We start from the raw sequence: 14,480 nt of genomic DNA on the forward strand, positions 1-14,480 counted from the left end.
GTCAGTCTCCCTCTGGGGTCGCCCCGTAAAGGGCGAGGGTTTCGGCCTCGGTCAGCCTGGGATGATCGCCCGCCAGGGCAAAGCTGTCGGGCTTGCGGTCGATGAAGATCTCGCGCGTCAGGTTCAGACCGTCGGCGTCGTCAAGCAGCCCGATCGGCACCTCGTAGTTGCCGCTGCCGTCCTGGCCCCGGTCAAAGCGGTACCAAAGTGGAGAGCCGCAGGTTGCGCAATGGCTGCGCGTGGCCCAGTCCGACGTGCGCCGCGTCACCACCTGGTCGCGGCCGTCGACGATGCGCATCGCGGCTTCGGGCACCGTCAGGCCCAGCATCGGGCCACCCAGCCAGCGCTGGCACATCTTGCAGTGACAGGCACCGAAACCGCCGGTTTCGGCGGCTTCGAACCGTACCGCGCCGCAAAGGCAGGATCCGTGTCTTGCGCCGCTCATTGCTGCGCCTCCGCCGATGATCCGGGAATGGCGAACGACGCCGGCAGTAGCCTCCCGGGCACCGCCCGCTGCGAGGTCACGTCATCGCAATCGTATTCCGGCACAGTGGCCGCGAAGCCCGGCTGACCCGGCTGGATCATCCGCGCGGGAGAGTTGTCATAAGCGGTCTTGCCGCTCTTGTCGTCCCAGATCCCGCGCCCCGCGAAGAACGTGCGCCAGGTCTCCGAGAGATATTCGTGGCCCTGCGCCTTCCACAGCACCTCGCCGCTTGGGCCGGTGGCGGTGATCGAATATTCGGTGCGCTGCAGCGGGACGCCGTCGATGGTGACGCGTTCGCCGGTCAGCTTGTCATGACCCCTGAAGCGGTGGGCCACGCCCTGCTGGTTCACCGTCGAGAAATCGAAATCGTCCCGCCCGGTGGCCAGAAGCCTGCTGAAAGAGGCCGGGTCCGGCGCCCCGGGCTGCAGGCGTTCGTGGTTGCCAGTCTCCAGATCCTCGCTCTCGATCCACTGAGTCTCGTTATCGATCTTCGAGACGAATACGGCCCCGTTGGTGCCGAAATCGGCGCGCCACTGATCGCCGGGCTTGTCCTGGATGCAGCGGTAAAGGTTCGACACCATGCAGCCGTGTTCCTGCACCGTCAGATAGACCTGGCACCCTTTCGGCGGGGTGAAGGTCTTCGCAGCCGCCGGGGCGGCCGCGGCCAGGGTCAGCGCCCCGGCCACAAGGGCAAGGCGGGCGCCGGCGATCATTGCGCCGCCACCGCGCTGGCGCCGGCCTCGGCCAGATAGGCCAGGATCGCATCCGCCGCCTCGCGCCCGTCGCGGATCGCCCAGACGACAAGGCTGGCGCCACGCACGATGTCGCCCGCGGCGAAGACGCCGGGCAGGCTGGTGGCATGGGTGTGGAAATCCGACTTCACCGTATTCCAGCGGGTGACGCCCAGATCCGGCGCGTCCCAGGCCTCGGGCAGGTTCTCGGGCTCGAAGCCAAGCGCCATGATCACCAGATCCGCGTCTTCGACGTAATCGGCGCCCTCGATCACCTCGGGCACCTGCCGCCCCGTGGCATCGGGCGCGCCCAGCCGCATCTTCTGCACCAGAACGCCTTCCACCGGCGATCCGGTGAAGCCCTTGGGCGCCGAAAGCCAGACGAATTCGACGCCCTCCTCCTCGGCGTTGGCCACTTCGCGCTGGCTGCCGGGCATGTTCGCCCGGTCGCGGCGATAGAGGCATTTCACGCTGGTCGCGCCCTGCCGCACGGCGGTGCGCACGCAATCCATCGCCGTATCGCCGCCGCCGATGACGACGACGCGCTTGCCCGCGGCGTTCAGCTCTCCGCTGTCGAATTCAGGCACCTCGTCGCCAAAGCCAAGGCGGTTCGACACGGTCAGATAATCGAGCGCCTTGACCACGCCCGCGACGCCGACGCCCGGCGCCTTCAATTCGCGCGACTTGTAGACACCCGTCGCGATCAGCACCGCGTCATGCTTGCCGCGGATCGCGTCAAAGCTGATGTCGGTGCCGACGTTGCAGTTCAGCTGAAACGCCACGCCCGCGGCTTCCAACTGGTCGACGCGCTGCATCACCACGTCCTTTTCCAGCTTGAAGCCGGGGATGCCGTAGGTCATCAAGCCGCCCGCGCGGTCATGCCGGTCATAGACCGTCACCTGCAGCCCGGCGCGCCGCAGCGCATCCGCCGCCGCCAGGCCACCCGGGCCGGCGCCGATCACCGCGACGCTTTCGCTGCGTTCGTCCACCGGTTTGATCGGGCGGACCCAGCCATTTTCCCAGGCCATGTCTGTCAGGTATTTCTCGACCGCGCCGATGGTGACCGTGCCGTGACCCGATTGCTCGATCACGCAATTGCCTTCGCACAGGCGGTCTTGCGGGCAGATGCGGCCGCAGATCTCTGGGAAGGTGTTGGTGGACTGGCTGATCTCGTAGGCCTCTTGCAGGCGGCCTTCGGCCGTCAGGCGCAGCCAGTCGGGGATGTTGTTGTGCAGCGGGCAATGCGACTGGCAGAAGGGCACGCCGCATTGGCTGCATCGCCCCGCCTGCTCTGCCGCCTTCTCAGCCGCATATTCACGGTAGATCTCGTGGAAATCCTGCGCCCGAAGCGACGGCGGACGCTTTTCGGGCATCTGCTTTTCGATCGTCACGAACTTGAGCATGGGGTTCTTGGCCATGCGGGCGCCTCCCTCGGGGAAAATCGGGTGACGCCTTCCTAGACTGGCTTTCGGTTAAATAAAAGTCAGCATAGTTTACCTAAATCGGACTATTTTCGCTTTCTGACCAACCTTCGGCAGAACTTTACCGATATTTAGGTCAGTTTGCGTTACCTATATCGCAGGCCAGCAGGTTTTCCCAGCCGGCCCCAGACGCCGAAAAGGTGATTCGCGTGGTCAGCCGAGGGTGCCGGTTGCGGTCAGCGCCAGCAGAAGGCCGCCGAACAGGATGCGGTAGACGGCGAAGATGGTGAAGCGGTGGACCTGAATGTAGCCCAGCAGCCATTTCACCGCGATGAAGGCGGTGATCGTCGATACCACGAAGGCGATGCCCAGGGATGTCCAGTTCTCGACCTGATGATGCGCGCCATGGGTGAACTGCTTGAGCAATTCGTAGCCCGAGGCGGCATACATGGTGGGAATGCCGACGAGAAAGGCGAATTCGGTGGCCGCGGCACGGTTCGACGTGCCCAGCAGCATCGCGACGAAGATCGTGGCGCCCGACCGCGAGGTGCCCGGAAATACCCCGGCGACGATCTGGGCCAGACCCACGGCGACCGCCACGCGCAGGGTGATGCGGGTCGAATCCGGCAGTTTGGCTGCAAAATGTTCGGCCGCGATGATCCAGAAGCCGCCGATCAGCAGCGCCCAGGCGATCGGGGTGATCGTGGTCGGCAGCTCGAACCCCAACTTCTTCACGATCAACCCCAGCGCGGCGGTGATGCCGAAGGCGATCAGCAGCTTGAAAAGATAATCGCGGTTGTCGGGATCTGACCAGTTGGTCAGCAGTTCGACCAGTCTGCGCCAGTAGATCAGCGTGACCGCCAGGATCGCCCCGGCCTGGATCACGATGTTATAGGTGTCCGAGCGCGCACCCAGCCAGTGTTCGGCCACCAGAAGGTGCCCGGTGCTCGAAATCGGCAGGAATTCCGTGATCCCCTCGATCACGCCCAGCCACACGTCGTTCATGTAGGTCAAGCGATGCGTCCCCGTCCAGATGGCCCCAGGGCGCCCGCCCCAGCTTAGGCCTTGTTCAGTTTGCGTGCGGATTCGGTGATCTCTTCGAACTGCCCCGCCGGGCGGTAACGCCAGAGATAATCGCCCACAACGGCCTCGAACGGGGTAGGGGCAACACCGAGATCGCGCAAGGTACGCGCGCCATCGGACACCACATTGTCATGACGCAGGCTGCGCACCTGGTCGCGGGTCAGGATACGATTAACCAGCAACCCGCCGCTAAGCGTCTGAAGCAGATCGAAGGCCCCGCCCATCAGCGCACCCAGCCAGAACGGCAGGTTCACGATCAACCGCCGGCGGCGGATCTCGTTCAGCAGCCAGACGCAGGTTTCGCGCAGCGTGCGAACCTCGGGGCCGCCAAGTTCATAGATCCCCGGCTGGGCCCGACCTTCGACCCCCGCCACCGCTGCCTGGGCCACGTCATCGACATAGACCGGCTGAAAGCGCGTCTTGCCGCCGACGATCGCCAGCATCGGCGAGAAGCGCGAAAGCGACGCGAAGCGGTTGAAAAAGCCATCTTCGGGACCGAAGATCACCGATGGACGCAGGATCACCGCGCCGGGAAAGGCCTCGGTCACCGCTTGTTCGCCGGCGGCCTTGGTGCGGGCGTAATCGCTGCCGCCCTCGGCGTCGGCGCCGATCGCCGAGAGATGCACAAGCCGGCCCACGCCTTCCTGGGCGGCGATGCGGGCGATGCGGCCCGCGCCTTCGGCCTGGACGGCCCGAAAGGTATTGCGGCCCTCACGCACCAGGACGCCGACGCAATTGACCACCGCGTCGGCGCCACGCAGCGCCGCGCGCACGGACTCGTCGTCGCGGATGTTGCAGAATATAGGCTCTATCTGGCCGACGGCGCCGTAGGTCTTCACGAAAAGCGCCTCGTTCGGGCGCCGCACGGCGACGCGGATTCGCCATCCGTTCTTGGCCAGCCGTCGCGCGATGTAGCGTCCCACGAACCCCGAACCGCCATAGATCGTGACCAGCTTCGACATGTCCCGCCCTCCGAACCTTGGGCGCCGCGTCAGGCGCGCAATCGCTGGCCTCTGAATAGCTTCGCGGGACGGCGGGAACAAGGCGCAACTGTATCGCGCGGTTTTTGCGAAAGACCCCGTTGACACTGTCAGCGCCCCCCGATACATCGCCCTTCACGACACCGGCCCAGGTGGCGGAATTGGTAGACGCGCAGGTTTCAGGTACCTGTATCGCAAGATGTGGAGGTTCGAGTCCTCTCCTGGGCACCATGTCTTTCCCCGGACAGCGACCTCTTCCCAGCATCGCCAGCGCCCCATGCGCGCGCCACGTCAGGGCGGGCGGCGGCCTTCCGTCTTGACCTTCGCGCTTTGGTCGCGTTGCTTCGCCGGGCAGGGCCGCACAAGGCCCGATGGCAATTCCGGGGGCATCCATGCAGCGTATCCTCATCACCGGCACCGCCGGATTCATCGGCTTCCACCTGGCCCGCCTGCTGCTGGCCGAGGGCTTCCGGGTGCATGGCTTCGACGGGATGACCGATTACTACGACGTCGCGCTGAAACGGCGGCGCCATGCGATCCTGCTGCAAAGCCCGAATTTCACCGCAACCGAAGGGATGCTGGAGGACGCCGCCCTGTTCGACCGTATGGCGGATGAGTTCCGCCCCGAAGTCATCGTCCATCTCGCCGGGCAGGCGGGGGTGCGCTACAGCCTGGAAAACCCGCGCGCCTATATCGATTCGAACATCGTCGGCACCTTCAACGTGATGGAAGCGGCCCGGCGCCTGCAGGTGGCACATCTGCTGATGGCCTCGACCTCGTCGGTCTATGGCGCGAACGACGACATGCCGTTCACCGAACGCGACAAGGCCGACACGCAGCTGACGATCTATGCCGCGACCAAGAAGGCAAACGAATCGATGGGCCATTCCTATGCCCATCTTTGGAACCTGCCGACCACGATGTTCCGCTTCTTCACCGTCTACGGCCCCTTCGGCCGCCCGGATCTGGCGCTTTACAAGTTCGTGGACGCGATACTCGAAAACCGGCCGATCGACATCTACAACCACGGCGAGATGTATCGCGATTTCACCTATGTCGACGATCTGGTACGGGGCATTCGCCTGCTGATCGACGCCGTCCCGGTCCGCCCCGCCAGCCGCGACGACATCGCCGATTGGGATTCGCTTTCCCCCGTCGCGCCCTATCGGGTGGTGAATATCGGCAATTCCGACAAGGTGCGGCTTCTGGATTTCGTCGAGGCGATCGAGGATTGCCTGGGCAAGAAGGCGATCCGCAATTACATGGAAATGCAGAAAGGCGATGTGCCCGCCACCTGGGCCGATGCCACGCTTTTGCAAAACCTTACCGGCTATCGTCCGCAAACCGATTTCCACGACGGCATCGCGCGTTTCGTGGAGTGGTTTCGAGACTACTACGGCAAATAGAGCCTTTTCATCCGCGCAATTCGATCCGATCGCGCCGTGGCAGCAGCGCGTTGATCCGTTTCAGATGCTCCGGCAGGGTGGCCGAGAGGAAGTCATATTTCGCCACCGCGTCGGCGCGGGCGCGAACGCCCAGATCAGCAAAGTCCCCGGGCCGCTCCAACACCTCGGTCACCTGCGCGGCCAGCGCTGCGGGGTCGAAGAAGTCGACCAGCAGGCCATTCCTGCCATGCGCGATCACCTCGCGCACCGGCGCGGTGTCCGAGGCCACGATCGTCGCGCCCATCGACATCGCCTCGATCAGCGACCACGACAGCACGAACGGCACCGTCAGATAGATGTGGCACCGGCTTAGCTGGATCACCTGCCGATAGGACGCATAGGGCACACGGCCCAGGAAATGCACCCGATCCCAATCCAGCCGGTCACCCAGCTCGCGCTCCATCTCGGCGCGGTAGCCGCCCTTTTCGCCGCTGCCCTTTCCGTAGGAGACCTCGTTGCCGCCGATGATCAGGGCGCGCGCCCGGGGCCGGGCGGCCAGGATCCGGGGCAAGGCGCGCATGAAGATGTGAAAGCCGCGGGTGGGTTCCATGTTGCGCGCCATGTAGGTGAAGACCTCGTCGTCGCGGGTCAGCGCGGTGTCGAGGCGGCCAAGCGAGAGGCTGGCCGCCGGGTCGGGCCGCAGCCGGTCGGTGCGGATGCCGTCGTGGCAGGTATAGCATTTGGCCTGCATTTCGGACGGAAAGGTGCCTAGCTGCCACGCGGTCGGGCATTGGCCCAGATCGACGGAGGCGGCGGCCAGATAATTCGCACCATTTCGCGCCTGCATCAGATAGGGCGCCTCGGGCGCGGCCGGGAATTCCGGATCGAAACCCACGGATCCGCCGCGGGCGAGAAAGAAATATTCGAAATAGCCCAGCACCGGCACCCCGGGCCAGACCTGTTTGAGAAAGGTCACTTCGCCCCAGCCGATATGGCCCAGGATGATATCTGGGGTAAAACCCTCCTGCTTTAGTTGTTGCGCGGCCAGCGCCGCGCCATAGCCATTGCCCATGCACTCCTCGAAATGGCGCGAAAGGCCATAGGCATCGGCGGCGGGGCGATGATGGCTGGCATAGGCGCGGATCGTTACGCCCGGCATCACGGGCAGACCCTGACGCTGGGTCAGAAAGACGATCCGGTGGGCGCGCTGCGCGATCAGCCATTCGAGCAGCTGGCGGTATTGGCCAGGATAATTCTGATGGACGAATAGGATGTTCACGCGCAGCCGCCCCTGTTGACGAAGCCATGGTTAGGCCGCGCCGCCCTTGCCCGCAAGAATGCCCGCACGTGGCACCCCGGCCCAGCCTTTTCGCCGCGGCAAGACAGCCTAGGGTCGATATCTGAACAGGATTTGAACATATCCGCGGAGCTGCGCCGATGTCTCCAGATTTTTCTTTATTCCATTCAGGGCCAATGTTAGGCTTTCCATGATTTCCGTATTTTACCGAGGAAGAACGAGATGAAGAAGATCGTACTTGCCGCCGCTCTGGCGACCGGCCTCTCCGGCGGGATCGCTACCACTGCATCGGCACAGGCCGCCCCCACCTCGCTCGGGGCCCTGGGGGGCGGGGGCGCTGCCGTCATGACCGTCGTGGCCGTGGTGATTGCCACAACCATCGCGTCGAGCAGCAACTCGACCTCCGGCACCTGACGGTGACCATTTGAATGTTTCGAAATAGCCCGCTCCGGCGGGCTTTTTCATGACAGACGCCGGAGGCCGCGCCAAGGACCCGGCAAAGATGAACGGCGGCGCTGATGCTCAAACTGATCTCCGTCATCTCGCAGATCGCGAACGAGGCCAAGCTTGGCTTGGTGGCCGCAGGGGTTGCCTTCTTCGCGATGCTGGCGATCTTTCCCGCGGTCGCCGCGTTGATTGCGCTCTGGGGCTTTGTCTGGAACCCGGCGGTGATCGAGCAGCAGGCGGCGCTCATGGCGAGATTCCTGCCCAGCCAGGCGTTCGACCTGTTCTACGGACAGGTCCAGGCGCTGATCGCGGCCAACAATTCCACCCTGGGCTGGGCCTCGATCCTGTCTACGCTGTTGGCGCTTTGGTCGGCGCGGTCGGGGGTGTCGGCGCTGCTGCAGGGACTGAACACCATCCATCGCACCCGTGACCGGGGCGGGTTGCGCGGTATCCTTGCGGCGATGTTGTTGACGCTGATCCTGATCGCCATGGGGCTGATCGCGCTTGCCGCGGTGATCATACTACCGATCATCCTGACGGTGATCCCGCTGGGCCCCTTCGCCCAGCTGGTGGTGCCGGTCGTACAATGGTCTACCGCCCTGGCGGCGGTGCTTCTGGGGATCGGCCTTCTTTATCGCTTCGGGCCCAACCTTGACGAACGGGATGAACGTGTCTGGCCCGGCCTGCTGCTAGCGGTCGCGCTGTGGATCGCCGCCTCGGTGGGGTTTTCCTTCTACATCTCGCATTTCCAAAGCTACAATCGGACCTATGGATCCATCGGCGCCGTGGTCGCGCTATTGATGTGGTTCTACCTTTCGGCCTATGTGATCTTGCTGGGCGCGGCGCTGAACGTGGCGCTGACCCGGGCGCCGCGGGGTCAGTAATCGCGCTGGTAATAGACGCCGATACCGGTATTCCCCGTCGACGCGGCAGAGCCCTTAAGCGTTACCGATTTGGTGACGTTGAGGTTCAGATCCACCTGCGAGGTACCGTTCTGTCCCACAGTCACATCGGTGTACAGCCGGCGCGAGATGTATTTGCCCAGCTTCACCGATGTCTGCCCCTGGGCGTCAGTCTGGATGTCCAGATTGTCCAGCCCGAAGCTGCGGCGCAGCTTCGAGACGATCCCCTCGCCGCCCTTGCCCGCAAGCGTCGCCACCGCCGCAGCCAGCTGTGCCGCCTGAAAGGGCGAGATCTTCGACAGCCCCTGCCCGAACAGCAGTTGCGACAGCACCTCTTCCTGCGGCAGCGCCGGAGACGAGGAGAAGGTGATCTTCGGATCGGTCGCCACGCCATCGACCGTGACGATCGACGTCACCCCGTTGCTGGTGCTCGAGGCGACCAGATGCACATAGGGAACGAACCGGCCCTGCAGGCGCAGGCTGCCTTCGGTCAGATCCAGCCGTTTGCCCAGGATATCCAGCCGGCCGCGCTTCAGATCGAAGCTGCCGATCGGGATGATGTCGGACGAGGTGCCGGTCAGCGCGATCTGGCCGCCCAGTTCCGCGTCCAGCCCCCGGCCGCGCACGAAAAGCTGCTCGGGCGCCGAGATCGTCAAGTTCATGCGGAACGGGCGGCGCAGGGGTGCCGCCGCCGCCGCGGCGGCGGTCGTGGCACCCGGTTTCGCGCCCAGACCGGCGCGCTTCAAAGTCGCCAGGACCGGGGCCGAGGCCCCCTTCTGCACCAATCCCTGCGGGATCGTGTCCGATCCGCCCAGGCCGGTCGAAGGCACGCGGATCTCGGTTTTTGACAGGGCGACACGGCCCGCGATCGCGGCACCGCCGGTCAGCGGGCCCTTCAATGTCAGCGCGCCGCTTGCGCGGGTGGCGAACAGCTCGGGGTCCTTCAGCCCGACGCGGTTCAAAGCGACCGCGATGTCGCTGTCATAGGGCGGCAGCAGCGACACCGGCCCAGACAGCTTCACCGTGCCGCCCCCCACATCCATCTGCCCCGCGATCCTTGCCTGACCGCCCGTGAAGCTGGCGTTCAGCCCGGCATTGGTGGCCGAAATCCCCAGCACCGGCGCCGCGATCCGCCCATTGGCGAAATCGAGCCGCCCCGACAGCGATCCCAGCTTCGGCGGCCCGTGCAGCGCCAGATCGAACCGCACCGGCCCGGAAACCGATCGCGGCGCGATCAGCGGATTGATCAGCTCGGCCCGGGCGCTGCCCGAGGCCTTCAGATCGGCCGAGGACAGATCCCGGGCCAGGCGGCCCTTCAGCAGCGCGTCGATGCCGCCGGGGCCGCGCATGGCCAGATCTACGGCAAAGTCCTTGGCGGCCGGGGTCACCGTCCCTTCGGCGCTGACCGGTCCCGGAAAGCCCGAGGCCAGTTGCGCCAGATCCGCCAGCCGCGCCCGCACAGCCAGCACGTCCGACCCATTCGTCCGCGGCAGGGCGCTAAGCGACAGTTGCGGATTGTGCAGGTCGATCTTGTCGACCCCGATCGCCGCGCCGGTCTGATGGGCCGCTATGTTGAAATCGGTCTGTCCCCGCAGCAGCCGGTCGGCGATCTTCTGGCCCAGGCGCAGGTTCTTTCCGGCGCCGCGCAACGCGATCGACCTGGTCGTGCCCTGCTGGGTCAATGCAAGGCGCGCGTCAAGCGACCCGCCATAGCCCGGCCCAAGCTGCGCGATATCGCCAAAGGACAGATTCGCGCGGATATCTGCTGCGTGGGTGTTCACCGTGCCTTCGGCGCTGACATTCAGCGACCGGGCATTGATCTGCAGGCTTTGCAGCGTCAGGCCACTGGTGTCGCGGCTGACCGAGAAACCGACATGGCTGTTGCCCTTCATCAGCGCGTCGATCTGCGGCACCCCGATCGTCAGATCGGTGCCATCGACCGACCCGCCCAGGTTGAAGGTCCCGGCCAGAAGCGCGAACGTTCCGCTGATCTGCGCCTTGGCCGAACCGCTCAGCTTGCGCCTCGCCAGCGCGGAAAAGCGCGCGATGTCGCTGGAGGTGGCGCTGGCCTGGCCGCTGATCTGCATCGCCTTGTCCAGGCCCGAAATCTCGGCCTTGCCCGACAGGCCGTAATCGGCACCGCTCAGGCTGAATTGCGGCAGTTGCAGCGGCTCTCCCGGGACATAGTGGAACTGGGTGGTCAGGTTCACAGTGCCACCCAGCGCGGCTGCCAGCGCCGGATCGGCCGGGCTCATGCCGCTGCCCTGCAGGGTCAGCGTGCCGTCGATGCCGCGCGCCTTGTCCTGCGGGTTCAGCTTGGCGATGCGGCCCTGGCCGGTCAGGGTGGCATCGGCCAGGGCCATGCCGGGCCGGGACAGGCCGGCGATCCGCGCCGTGCCTTTCCAGCCGTCTCCGGTGGCGGCATTGTATCGAAGGCTCAGATCCGCGTGATCCACGCGCGTCGCGCCGCCGGGCAGCGGCAGCAGAACCGGCCCACCATCCTGCGCCGCCAGCCTGCCCGTCAGGTCGATGCGGCTGGGCATCCCGTCGGCGCCGATATCGACCTGGCCCTGCAACGCGATCTGCCGCGCCTTCAGATCCAGCTTCGACACCCGCACCTGCCCAGAGGGAAGCCGCGCGCCGGCGACCTGCAGCTTCACGTTGGGGCCGAAGAAGCGCTGGTACTGCGGTGCGAAGAGCGGCGCGATATCGCCGCCCAGATCGGCGGTGAAATGGTTGGTCAGCTTGCCGTCAGGGCCCTTTTCGCCTTTCAGCACCACATTGCCCGACAGCCGCGGCTGATTGTCGGTCGCCAGGCTGATCTTGGCGTCGAAATCGTCGATCGGCCCCTTGCCGTCCACGTTCAGCGCCAACGCCGGCGCATCGGGCAGGCCCAGCGCCGTCGTCACGATGCCACCCGCGGCCTCCTCGACCTTCAGGGTCACCGCCAGCTGACCAGAGCTGTTGGCATAGCTCGTATCCAGCAGGATCTGCCCGGTCTTGCCGTCGATGCGCTGCAGGTCGATCTTGGCCTTGCCGCTGCCGCCCGCCAGCTGCGCACTGCCCGAGACCTTGACCACCGCCGGCTGGCCCAGCACCGTCGCGCCCAGCACCACCTTCTTTGCCTCGATCTTGCCGATCGAGACCGAAACCGGCAGTTGCGGCAGGCTGAACCCCGGCGCGGCCGCCTGGGGCGGGGCCTTGCGGGGTTCGGTGATCGCCGGGCGGGGCATGTCGATCTCATCCGCCGTCAGCTGGTTGACCTCGACCTTGCCTTGCAGCAGCGCCAGCCGCGACCAATCCAGCGTCACGCCCTTCAGGGTGATCCAGACGCCCTTGGAATCGGCGATCGTCAGGGTCTTGAGGCTGGCCTTCGACGACAACGCGCCCTCGAACCCGGTGATATGCACCACGCGCCCCGCGCTCGACAGGTTCTTTTCCAAAAGCTGTGTCAGATAGCCTTGGCCATCGTCCTTCGCGGCCCCGAAGGCCAGCGCCGGCAGCGCGATGGTCGCAAGAAGGGTGCCCAGCCGCCGCATCAGAAGGCCTGCCCGATGCCGACGTAGATCTGTGGCCCCTTGCCGGTGCCACCCGACACCGGCAGCCCGACATCCAGACGGATCGGGCCTATTCCGGTGAAATAGCGCAGCCCCAGCCCGGCGCCGGCCTGCCAGGCCCCGCCCTTGCCGGGCAGGCTATCGGGGCCGACATAGCCCGCGTCATAGAAGGCCACGACGCCGAAACTGGCATTGATCCGGGTGCGGATCTCACCCGACAGCCCGATGAAGCTGCGCCCTCCGGTGCGTTGGGTGGGGCTCAGGACATAGACGCCCAGCGATTGATAGGGCTGCCCCCGGACCGTGCCGCCGCCGCCCGAATAGAACAGGTAATCGCGCGGCGTACCGGCCACGGACGAGCCCAGGACAGAGCCGAATTGCAGCCGGCCCGCCAGCGTCACCCGTTTGCCCAGCTGCCTGTAGGCGCGCGCGTCCAATTTGATCTGGGCGCCGTCGCCGGTGCCGCCAAAGCCCTTGTAGGGCTTCACCAGCGCGTCCAGATAGACGCCCTTGCGCGGATTCAGCGTCGAATCGCGGCTGTCATAGATCAGCCCCAGCGGCAGGCTGATGTCGTGGAACCAATGCTCGCCCAGCGTGTCGGTCACGCGGCTGACCTCATAGCCGATGCCGGCGGTGGCGGTCAGATGTTCGCGCAGGATCCGGGTCAGCCCGATCTCGCCCGAGGCCAGGGTCTCGGTGTAATCGGTCTGGTTCAGCTGACGGGTGCTGAGCTGGGCGTAAAGCGCGCTGTCGGGGGTGACGACCGCGGGACGATCAAAGCGCAGCTTCAGGCCGTAATCCGGCGCGCCGTTCTGCGCCCGCAACCTGCTTACCTTTGCGTCGATACGCAATTGCTGAGCGTCGTTCAGAAAGTTGCGGTTCAGCCAGAATCCCGAAAGCGTCAGCCCCTCTTGGCTGGCCAGTTCGGCGCCGAACCCCACGCGGTGGCGCTTGGCCTGGACCAGCGCACCGGTCACGTCCAGCCGGTCGCCAGGGCCAAGGGTCTTGGCCTCGGAAAAGGCGACCGAGGAAAACGCCCCCGCCCGGCGCAGGCGATCCGCGGCCTTCTTTTCCTCTTTGGGGTTGAAGGTCTTGCCAGTGGGAAATCCCGCGATCTGGCGGATCCGGGCCGGGCTGATCGTGGTCTTGCCGGTCAGCAGCAGGTTGCCGAAGGTCACCTTTGGGCCCGGCACCAGGGTGACTGCGGCGTCAAGCTTGCGCGCCGGATGGTCGGCCACGATCTGCTGGCGCCCGACCTGCGCCTTGGCATGACCGGCGTCGCGCCAGGCGCCGACCGCATCCCCTACCGCGGCCTGCACCGCGGTGCTCAGCGCCGGCTGGCCCGGCGCGAAGGGCTTGGGCAGCCGGCTGCCCGGCGCCAGCGGTGCCAGCTTCAGCGTGCCGAAGGTGAAGCGCGGCCCCGGGTCGATGGTCACCACAACCCGCCCGATCGTGCGGGGCGCATCGAGCGGCGCGATCTGGGCGGCCTCTCGACCGTCGACCAGGATGTGGATGATTCCCGAATAATACCCCTGGGCATAGAGCGCCCCGACCAGCTTTGCGTAATCCGCGCGCGCGGCCGCGAACAGGTCCTGGGCGTCGGTGTGGCCGTCGGACTGGGTCGAAAGCAGAACCGAGGCGTTCTCGAGCGCCGTGGTCAGGCTTTTCGGGGCGCCGGGCACCCGGAAGACGACCTTGTCGGACTTGCCCGCGCGCCCGGCCGCGTCGGCGGCGGGGCCGAGGCTCAAGCCCAGACTTAGCGACAGGGACAGCGCCAGGGTGAACCGCCGCCCCGCTCTGCCTGTCGATGCCCGCAAACGTGCCTCCATCCTTCGTCAGATTTCTTGTCGCATGGTGGCGTGGCCGGGGCAATCCGGGCCTTCCCACCCCCGGACGTATTTCCGCCGACGGATGACACAAGCGCGTGTGCGGGGTCGGAACTTGGCCCGGGTGGATCAAAGGTATTTCCCTTCCCCCCATGGCGCAGGCGTGATTGACTGACGCGCAGGGAAACCCGGGCGAGGGAAATGGCAAGGGGCGTAGCAGGTCGCCTGCGGCCGGCATGGCGGAATTCGTGGACATTCTTGCGCCACCGGCTGGCCGGTTCGGGGCACGGCAGGCAGGCGCGCGGGGAACAACCAGGATCCGTGCCTTCGCAGGGATCCCCCGCGCTTGGCGGCGACGGAACCCAAG

Annotated in this window: 11 protein-coding genes and 1 tRNA gene; 4 read left to right on the forward strand and 8 right to left on the reverse strand. The window is 65.9% G+C overall.

Annotated elements, in window-relative coordinates:
- Position 1 precedes the first annotated feature (1 nt).
- The 5 genes from BLV97_RS04520 to BLV97_RS04540 all read right to left on the reverse strand — a co-directional run bounded on the left by BLV97_RS04520 (position 2) and on the right by BLV97_RS04540 (position 4,681).
- Positions 2–445 (reverse strand): GFA family protein, encoded by a 444-nt coding sequence (locus tag BLV97_RS04520; RefSeq protein WP_035842511.1) that lies wholly within the window; start codon positions 443–445, stop codon positions 2–4.
- Positions 442–1,197, reverse strand: a complete 756-nt coding sequence (locus BLV97_RS04525) for a hypothetical protein (RefSeq protein WP_176992632.1) — start codon at positions 1,195–1,197, stop codon at positions 442–444. The genes BLV97_RS04520 and BLV97_RS04525 overlap by 4 nt, the downstream gene beginning before the upstream one ends.
- Complete coding sequence (locus BLV97_RS04530; protein WP_035842514.1) at positions 1,194–2,633, reverse strand: NAD(P)-dependent oxidoreductase; 1,440 nt, start codon at positions 2,631–2,633, stop codon at positions 1,194–1,196. The genes BLV97_RS04525 and BLV97_RS04530 overlap by 4 nt, the downstream gene beginning before the upstream one ends.
- Positions 2,634–2,849: 216 nt before the next feature.
- Positions 2,850–3,641 carry an undecaprenyl-diphosphate phosphatase gene (locus tag BLV97_RS04535; RefSeq protein WP_244520967.1) on the reverse strand — a complete coding sequence of 264 codons (792 nt, stop codon included), beginning with the start codon at positions 3,639–3,641 and terminating at the stop codon, positions 2,850–2,852.
- 53 nt (positions 3,642–3,694) lie between these two features.
- Positions 3,695–4,681, reverse strand: coding sequence for a complex I NDUFA9 subunit family protein (locus BLV97_RS04540; RefSeq protein ID WP_035842520.1), 987 nt, complete (start codon positions 4,679–4,681; stop codon positions 3,695–3,697).
- Between the two features lie 164 nt (positions 4,682–4,845).
- Between BLV97_RS04540 and BLV97_RS04545 the strand changes: the two genes are divergently transcribed.
- Together BLV97_RS04545 and BLV97_RS04550 are read left to right on the forward strand one after the other, a co-directional pair.
- Positions 4,846–4,930: transfer RNA gene (locus BLV97_RS04545), tRNA-Leu, on the forward strand.
- Positions 4,931–5,091: 161 nt separating this feature from the next.
- Positions 5,092–6,105 (forward strand): NAD-dependent epimerase/dehydratase family protein, encoded by a 1,014-nt coding sequence (locus BLV97_RS04550; protein WP_035842523.1) that lies wholly within the window; start codon positions 5,092–5,094, stop codon positions 6,103–6,105.
- Positions 6,106–6,112: 7 nt separating this feature from the next.
- Here the strand turns inward: BLV97_RS04550 and BLV97_RS04555 are convergent, their stop codons facing one another.
- Entirely contained in the window at positions 6,113–7,363 is a 1,251-nt protein-coding gene (locus BLV97_RS04555) for a glycosyltransferase family 4 protein (RefSeq protein ID WP_035842526.1), read from the reverse strand.
- A gap of 240 nt (positions 7,364–7,603) precedes the next feature.
- Here BLV97_RS04555 and BLV97_RS04560 point away from each other — a divergent pair, with 240 nt between their 5' ends.
- Both BLV97_RS04560 and BLV97_RS04565 read left to right on the forward strand, forming a co-directional pair.
- Positions 7,604–7,795, forward strand: a complete 192-nt coding sequence (locus tag BLV97_RS04560) for a hypothetical protein (protein WP_035842529.1) — start codon at positions 7,604–7,606, stop codon at positions 7,793–7,795.
- 104 nt (positions 7,796–7,899) lie between these two features.
- Positions 7,900–8,712: a YihY/virulence factor BrkB family protein gene (locus tag BLV97_RS04565; RefSeq protein ID WP_051646058.1), complete on the forward strand. Its 813-nt coding sequence runs from the start codon at positions 7,900–7,902 to the stop codon at positions 8,710–8,712.
- Here BLV97_RS04565 and BLV97_RS04570 read toward each other — a convergent pair.
- Together BLV97_RS04570 and BLV97_RS04575 are read right to left on the reverse strand one after the other, a co-directional pair.
- Positions 8,706–12,269 (reverse strand): translocation/assembly module TamB domain-containing protein, encoded by a 3,564-nt coding sequence (locus BLV97_RS04570; RefSeq protein ID WP_035842533.1) that lies wholly within the window; start codon positions 12,267–12,269, stop codon positions 8,706–8,708. The two genes, BLV97_RS04565 and BLV97_RS04570, sit on opposite strands and share 7 nt — an antisense overlap.
- Positions 12,269–14,104, reverse strand: coding sequence for an autotransporter assembly complex protein TamA (locus BLV97_RS04575; protein ID WP_244520966.1), 1,836 nt, complete (start codon positions 14,102–14,104; stop codon positions 12,269–12,271). The genes BLV97_RS04570 and BLV97_RS04575 overlap by 1 nt, the downstream gene beginning before the upstream one ends.
- Positions 14,105–14,480 lie beyond the last annotated feature (376 nt).

It is taken from the genome of Allgaiera indica (assembly GCF_900106675.1).
Taxonomy (GTDB): domain Bacteria; phylum Pseudomonadota; class Alphaproteobacteria; order Rhodobacterales; family Rhodobacteraceae; genus Acidimangrovimonas; species Acidimangrovimonas indica.